This window comes from uncultured Virgibacillus sp., assembly GCF_947495635.1.
Lineage (GTDB): Bacteria > Bacillota > Bacilli > Bacillales > Amphibacillaceae > Virgibacillus > Virgibacillus salarius.
The window spans coordinates 1-7,244 of record NZ_CANMAB010000145.1; the positions used below are offsets into that span (position 1 = coordinate 1).

The 7,244-nt window shown below is 38.2% G+C and carries 7 protein-coding genes; all 7 read left to right on the forward strand.

Annotated features, from left to right (window positions below):
• Positions 1-551 precede the first annotated feature (551 nt).
• The 7 genes from Q1A47_RS19385 (at position 552) to Q1A47_RS19415 (ending at position 7,110) form a co-directional block, all read left to right on the forward strand.
• Entirely contained in the window at positions 552-1,712 is a 1,161-nt protein-coding gene (locus tag Q1A47_RS19385; RefSeq protein ID WP_166531016.1) for a betaine/proline/choline family ABC transporter ATP-binding protein, read from the forward strand.
• A 13-nt stretch (positions 1,713-1,725) separates the two neighbouring features.
• Positions 1,726-2,370 carry an ABC transporter permease gene (locus Q1A47_RS19390; protein WP_026679645.1) on the forward strand — a complete coding sequence of 215 codons (645 nt, stop codon included), beginning with the start codon at positions 1,726-1,728 and terminating at the stop codon, positions 2,368-2,370.
• Between the two features lie 25 nt (positions 2,371-2,395).
• Entirely contained in the window at positions 2,396-3,316 is a 921-nt protein-coding gene (locus Q1A47_RS19395) for an osmoprotectant ABC transporter substrate-binding protein (protein ID WP_166531017.1), read from the forward strand.
• Position 3,317: 1 nt separating this feature from the next.
• Positions 3,318-3,968, forward strand: coding sequence for an ABC transporter permease (locus tag Q1A47_RS19400; RefSeq protein WP_021292463.1), 651 nt, complete (start codon positions 3,318-3,320; stop codon positions 3,966-3,968).
• A 33-nt stretch (positions 3,969-4,001) separates the two neighbouring features.
• The gene (locus Q1A47_RS19405) at positions 4,002-5,669 is read left to right on the forward strand and encodes a CocE/NonD family hydrolase (RefSeq protein ID WP_121604456.1); all 1,668 of its coding nucleotides are present in this window, start codon (positions 4,002-4,004) and stop codon (positions 5,667-5,669) included.
• Positions 5,670-5,812: 143 nt separating this feature from the next.
• A complete protein-coding gene (locus Q1A47_RS19410; RefSeq protein WP_026679642.1) occupies positions 5,813-6,349 on the forward strand; it encodes a GbsR/MarR family transcriptional regulator in 537 nt (178 codons plus the stop codon).
• A gap of 419 nt (positions 6,350-6,768) precedes the next feature.
• On the forward strand, positions 6,769-7,110 hold the full coding sequence (locus Q1A47_RS19415; RefSeq protein WP_026679641.1) for a thioredoxin family protein: 342 nt from the start codon (positions 6,769-6,771) through the stop codon (positions 7,108-7,110).
• The last annotated feature ends 134 nt before the right edge of the window (positions 7,111-7,244 follow it).

The following is a 7,244-nucleotide window of genomic DNA, read 5'->3' on the forward strand; positions in this document are numbered from 1 at the left end:
ATACATCTAACATTTCAAAATAACTACTTGGCTTAACGCAGTCATTGCACTGATTTTATACTTTCTTAACTTATAAAGCAAAAAGCCGATACCTATCGTATCGACTTTCTGTATTGGGAGATTCATTCATGGGCAAATCTCTACAAGCTTGTAATGATTTCTACTATTATATGTCTTTGCGTTAAAACAGCACCGGCATTTCCCACAGGTTATCCACACATTTTTAACCCTCGACCTTATTTTATTGTTTATAGATGCCTTTACATTCTATAATTCACCACAATCCACAAGACACCCTAATTCTTCTGTATGATTCATATAACTTCATATCGCTTTTTTTCCATTATTTATCTTAGTAAAAAAACAGATCACCATTAAATACGAAGAATTTTTAAGCAATTCTACGTTATACAGTATAAAAACTTTATACAATATAAATTTTATAAATTTTTTATACTGTATGAATTTAAATGCTTGTTTCGATAATCGATTCTTTTTCCTATACTAGTATAGGACGACAAAGTTCGACAGTATTAATGGAGGTGCTAGCATTGTTAGAATTTAAACACGTTTCCAAGCAATTTGAAGACGGTACAATAGCCGTTAAGGATCTGAATTTACATATTAAAAAAGGTGAATTTGTTTGTTTTATTGGTCCAAGTGGATGTGGTAAAACAACCACAATGAAAATGGTCAATGGCCTCATTAATAAAACAGAAGGATCCATTCTTGTTGATGGAAAAGATGTGATAGAGCAAGACCCTGTAAAATTACGACGATCTATCGGATATGTGATCCAGCAAATTGGCCTCATGCCACATATGACAATTAAAGAAAATATTGTGCTTGTTGGAACACTATTAAAATGGTCAAAAGAACAGAAAGATAAACGCGCACGGGAATTATTACAACTAGTAGATATGCCGGAGGAATTTCTTGATCGATACCCACATGAATTAAGTGGAGGCCAGCAACAACGTATTGGAGTACTTCGTGCCTTAGCAGCAAATCCACCATTAATTTTAATGGATGAACCTTTTGGAGCACTTGATCCAATTACAAGAGATGCGCTGCAAGAGGAATTTAAGAAACTGCAAAAAGAACTGGATAAGACTATTGTCTTTGTAACACATGACATGGATGAGGCGTTGAAGCTTGCCGACCGTATTGTGATTATGAAAGATGGACAGATTGTCCAAGCAGATACTCCAGATGAGATTCTGCGAAATCCAGCAGATGAATTTGTAGAAGAATTTCTAGGTAAGGATCGATTAATTCAAGGTCGACCTGATGTTACTACGGTCGAACAAATCATGGAGCATTCACCTGTAACAGTACAAATGGGAACGACATTGAAATCTGCTATATCTACAATGAAAGATAGACATGTAGATTCATTGTTAGTGGTAGATAGTGAGAATAAGCTCCAAGGCTTTATTGACATAGAAGGTATTAATTTAAACTATAAAAAGATGCATCTTGTAGAAGAAATAATGGAGAAAGAGTTATTTTTCGTCTCTCGCTATAGTCTATTACGTGATACCGTTCACAAAATTCTCCGTAGAGGAGTGAAATATGTGCCTGTTGTTGATGATGAAAAAAAACTAGCAGGAATTGTGACACGTGCGACATTAGCTAACCTCGTCTATGACACGATATGGGGCGATGGTATGGAGACGAATGAAATACTAGCTGCATCAGGAGCAGAGTAGGAGGGAAGCAAAAATGATGGATTTTCTTGCAGAATACGGTCATGAACTGTTTGTTAAAACGTGGGAGCATTTATATATATCACTAGCAGCGATTATTCTCGGTGTTTTAGTCGCTGTACCGCTTGGAGTTATCTTATCGAGGAAACCGAATTTTGCCGATCGTTTCATCTCATTTATTGGTATATTACAAACTATTCCAAGTCTAGCAATTCTAGCATTTTTCATTCCCATCATGGGAGTTGGGAAGATTCCGGCGATCTTCGCACTATTCTTCTATTCCTTGCTACCGATTTTACGTAATACATATATTGGTGTGCGTGATGTTGATCAGGGAGTAAAAGAAGCAGGTAAAGGAATGGGAATGAGCAATTGGCAATCGATTGTGAAGATGGAGCTTCCTTTATCTCTACCGGTAATTATGGCAGGTATTCGCTTATCGACTGTTTATCTTGTTGGTTGGGCAACACTTGCAGCTTTCATTGGCGGTGGAGGACTTGGTGACTTTATTTTTGATGGATTGAACTTATATCAACCGTCTCTAATTATTGCTGGGACAATACCGGCTACGATACTTGCCTTAATTGCAGATCGCTCACTTGCATTTTTAGAAGATTGGTTAACACCTGATGGATTAAAGGATTCTTATAAAACGGCATAAACTTGGAGGTGTAAATGTGAAAAGAATGATTTATAAAGGCAGCATATTACTTCTACTATTTGTGTTCCTTTCTGGCTGTTCCTTGCCTGGACTAGCAAGTACAACAAATGAAACAATTAAAATTGGGGCATTAGGTACATCGGAATCCCAAATTCTTGCGGAAATGCTGTCAATCATGATTGAGAGAGAAACGGATGCAGATACGGACTTAGTGACGCATCTTGGGTCATCTATCGTTCAGCATCAAGGCATGACTAGAGGGGATCTGGATATTACAAGTACACGTTATACAGGAACAGATTTATCTGGAGCTCTTGGTATGGACCCGATCACCGACCCAGATAAAGCATTACAAATTGTAAAACGTGAATTTCTAGATCGTTTCCATCAAACTTGGGCGGCTCCATATGGATTTGAAAATAGTTATTCTGTAGCTGTGACAGAGGAATTCGCCAAAGAAAATGATATTGAAACGATATCTGATTTAGAGCCTTATGCGAATGATTTACGTTTCGGTGTTGATAATGCTTGGATTAATCGTAAAGGGGACGGATATGACGGATTTCAAGAAACCTATTTTTCTTTTGGAGAGGTTTTTCCAATGAACATCGGTCTCGTGTATCAAGCAGCCGCTAGTGGCTATATGGATGTTGTTCTAGCATATTCTTCTGATGGACGGATTAAAGAATTTAATCTGAAAGTGCTTGAAGATGATCGACAATTCTTCCCACCTTATGACGCTTCACCAGTGATTGCTAATAAGGTACTAGAGAAATATCCAAAAATTCAAGAGATCACGGAACGACTAAATGATCAAATCTCTACGGAAACCATGCAAGAGCTAAATTATCAAGCAGATGTGGAATTAATAAACCCTCGGAAGGTAGCTAAACAATTTCTTGAAGAACATAATTACTTTGAGCAGTCAGTAAAGGCGGGTGAGTGAAATGGAAACATTGGAACAATTTATCCATTATGTTAGTCAGAATAGCGGTTATATCTGGGTGCAGTTTTACAGGCATTTTCTAATGGCTGCCTATGGTGTATTATTTGCAGCAATTATTTCCATTCCGCTTGGTATATTGATTGCAAAATACGGGAAATTAAGCAGTTGGGTACTGGCTTTCGGCAGTATTATCCAAACAATACCAGCATTAGGAGCAATGGCTGTTATTATGATTGTAATGGGACTTGGTACGAATACTGTAATAGTTACCCTGATGCTTTATTCCATTTTGCCAATTACGCAAAATACATATGTTGGCATGAAAGAGGTTAATAAAGATGTGGTTGAAGCTGGATATGCCTCTGGAATGACTCGATTTCAACTGCTTCGCATGGTTGAATTGCCTCTTGCAGTTAGTGTTATTATGGCTGGGCTTCGCACCGCGCTAGTTATTGGTATCGGTATTGCAGCAATCGGAGCTTTTGTTGGTGCTGGTGGCCTAGGGGCGATTATCCTTACTGGAACAAATGCAACAGATGGCACACCGATCATTCTTGCCGGTGCTATTCCAACTGCGTTAATGGCGATTATTGCTGACCTGATTATGGGATGGATTGAACGGAAACTGCAACCGGTGAAATCTTCTAAGTAAGGTTCAATGAACAGTTTAACGAGGAGGGAAATGATGAAGGCTCATAACCTGTTGATAGATAAGAATATAATCTGTGAATTATCGGATGGAACGATTTTACGATCCGATGTTTACCGTCCCACTGAAGCAGGAGAATTCCCAGTTCTTATGTTAAGGCTCCCATATAACAAGGAAACGCCTCGCTATTATAACGAGTACCTAGAAGTACCACGAATGGTAGAAGCGGGTTATGTGGTAATACTCCAAGATGTACGAGGAAGATACGCCTCCGATGGAGAATTCTATCCATTTGTACATGAAGGAAAAGATGGTTATGAGGCAGTAGAATGGGCGGCTCGTCTCCCATTTTCTAATGGAAAAGTCGGATTGTTTGGCATGTCTTATCATGGTTATACACAACTTGCTGCTGCAGTGGAACAACCACCATCGTTAAAAGCCATAGCCCCTGTTATGACAATGGCTGATCCTTTTGGAGATATGATTGGTACTGGATCAACTCCTCATGCGATTGGCAAGTTTGAAACATGGGTGTTAGGTTCCATTATAGAGGATCAATTAAAACGAAAAAATCAGTTAGATGACTTACAGCTAAATCATTATTTGGAACATATAACCGAATATTTGCATGAGGCACCCGCCAGCCAGTGGTCACCAATGAAGAACCTTGATCCAGACTCATTTTTCTTTGATGTTATGCAAGGAAGGTTGGACGATCATTTCATCGAACGTGTGCAGTTGGAGAGTCAATTACGCGATGTAGATATACCAGCTCTCTTTATGGGAGGGTGGTTTGACGCATTGCTTCCCCAAACATTACAAGCCTATAAAGCATATCATGGGGAAAAAATGCTGTGGATTGGTCCGTGGACGCATGAACAAATGACTGGTCATGCTGGTGAAAAATTCTTTGAGGGCGCAGCTAAGAATATAGGTGTTGACCAAATAACAGACCCTACCAAAGTGCATATACAATGGTTTGATAAATGGTTAAAAGATAAGCCATTGTATATCCAAAAACCGGTACAACTCTATTTGATGGGACAACAAAAATGGGCGGCATACGATGAATTCCCTATCGTTAAACAACAAGAATATTTTTTGGAAAGTAACGGTAAGTCGCAGACAAGTGCAGGAGATGGAAAGTTAGTTTCCATTCCGTCTTGTCAGGTGACAGAAAGTTCACTTACACTTGATCCATACAATCCTGTTCCAACTCGTGGAGGGGGTTCGTTGATAGCAGGTGTTGATTCAGGTATATTTGATATAAACGATCTGCATGAACGTAATGATGTGCTTGTTTATACAACGAAGCCGATAAGTAATGATATCCAACTATTAGGCACACTCAAAGCAGAAATTTGGTGCTCTTCTCCAACAAGCTTATGTGATATTTCTTTACGAATAGCTGATGTAGATCCAAGCGGTCGAGCATGGGTACTAATGCACTCATTTCATCGTGAAAAGGTGATAGACAGCCACCCAATTTGTTTATTAGCAGAAATTGGAACAACTGCATATACGTTACCAAAGGGCCATCAGATACGGCTAGATATTGCAGCAAGTAACGCACCGTTGTATGATATTAATTTAAACAACGGTAAGACAACAAAAACCCATAAAGATGGGGTTGTAGCGAATGAAACGATTTATCATGGAGGAAAAATGGCATCCAAAATCATTGTTCCATTTACAATGATCTAATTGTAGAATCAATTGTTAAAGATGTTATTCTATTATTCCTTTCCCTTGGCAAATTATATAAATAATATGTTGCTTTCATCATTTTGGTTTTTAGCTACAATGTGGTACAGTTCAAAGAGCATGCCAATAAGGAGATTTATACAATGAATAATACAGAACAAATTGAAAATGTTAAAACACAATTTATTGAAAAGATAACAGATAATATGAACGCCTTTGGGGTATCGACAAGTGTTGGACGCGTGCTTGGTATCATTTATATGAATAGAGAACCAATGACTCTAGACGAGCTATCTGCTGAGACCGGAATGAGCAAAACCAGAATGAGTCAGGTTGTTCGGGAAATGATTGATATGAACATTGCTGAGCGTGTATTTAAGAAAGGTGTCCGAAAAGATTTATATCAAGTGGAAGAAGATTATTATCAGACATTTATTTCTCTGTTCATATTTACATGGCAAAAGGCGATTAATCGTAGCAGAAATTTTGAACAACGGTTAATTCAAAAATTAGATACATTACAACAAGAAGCAGATGTAACAGCAGAAAATGAACAAGCAATTAATGAGCTTCTCCATGAAATACGAGAGTGGATGGATTACTATGACTGGATTCAACGAGTTACTGAATTCTTCGCAAGTGGTGAAATATTCGAGCACGTACCCAAAAAACAACCTTAAAATGGAAAAAGCGGTGTTTTCGTATAAAGTTATTACTTTTGCGAATTCACCGCTTTTTGTAAGTCCCTTCTGGAACTCGTATACCATCAGTAGAAAAAGTTTTCCCATCTCCCCATTCAGAAGCGTTTAAAAGATGTTGATGCTTGAAATCCATCCAAACTTAGGCATTTAGGAGCGTAGTTACAGTCAGGGCATGGTATGATAAGAGCATCGATCTATCTAAAGTGAAACTTCTATCCGTAGGGTTTTTGTTTATCCCCACGAATGGTTAGGTGAACCAATCGGACATTTACTGGCAGTTGATCCCCCTTTTATCCATATTAGTTTTTCTCTTTATTACATGAAGTGGGGAGCTTACTGCCAGTTATTTGCGGGATAAGGACGGTCCATATTACTACTACGTACAGGTGGGAGCAACAATGAATCATTTTCCTGAATTAACAAACATTGCTGAGATTGACCATTTTATCGATACAAATCGTCTTGCCTTTCTCTATGTATCTCGTCAAGGTTGTAGTGTATGTCATAGCTTATTACCACAAGTGGAATCACTCATGGAGAATTACCCTAAAATAAACGCTGTACATATACGAGCAGAGCAGGTAGAAGAAGTGGCTGGTCATTTTTCCATTTTTACAGTTCCCGTGCTTCTTCTATTTGTAAATGGAAAGGAATATATACGAGAGGCAAGAATGGTGCATATGGATCTATTAGCTGCTAAATTAGATCGACTATATACAAATCTGGACAGATTAGATTGACAATAGTCCTGTTTAGACAAGTGTACTTTTTCATATAGCTGTTACGTTATCGTTTCTAATTAGAAAAACTGAGCAAAATTCGCTCAGTCCTTATCACTACATGCTCAGATTTACGCTTCCTCTAGTAGCTATTA

What these genes read in the sequence shown, in the direction of transcription:
- Q1A47_RS19390 (WP_026679645.1), top strand. Translation starts at nt 1,726, where the DNA reads ATGATGGATTTTCTTGCAGAATACGGTCATGAACTGTTTGTTAAAACG.
- Q1A47_RS19395 (WP_166531017.1), top strand. Translation starts at nt 2,396, where the DNA reads ATGATTTATAAAGGCAGCATATTACTTCTACTATTTGTGTTCCTTTCT.
- Q1A47_RS19400 (WP_021292463.1), top strand. Translation starts at nt 3,318, where the DNA reads ATGGAAACATTGGAACAATTTATCCATTATGTTAGTCAGAATAGCGGT.
- Q1A47_RS19405 (WP_121604456.1), top strand. Translation starts at nt 4,002, where the DNA reads ATGAAGGCTCATAACCTGTTGATAGATAAGAATATAATCTGTGAATTA.
- Q1A47_RS19410 (WP_026679642.1), top strand. Translation starts at nt 5,813, where the DNA reads ATGAATAATACAGAACAAATTGAAAATGTTAAAACACAATTTATTGAA.
- Q1A47_RS19415 (WP_026679641.1), top strand. Translation starts at nt 6,769, where the DNA reads ATGAATCATTTTCCTGAATTAACAAACATTGCTGAGATTGACCATTTT.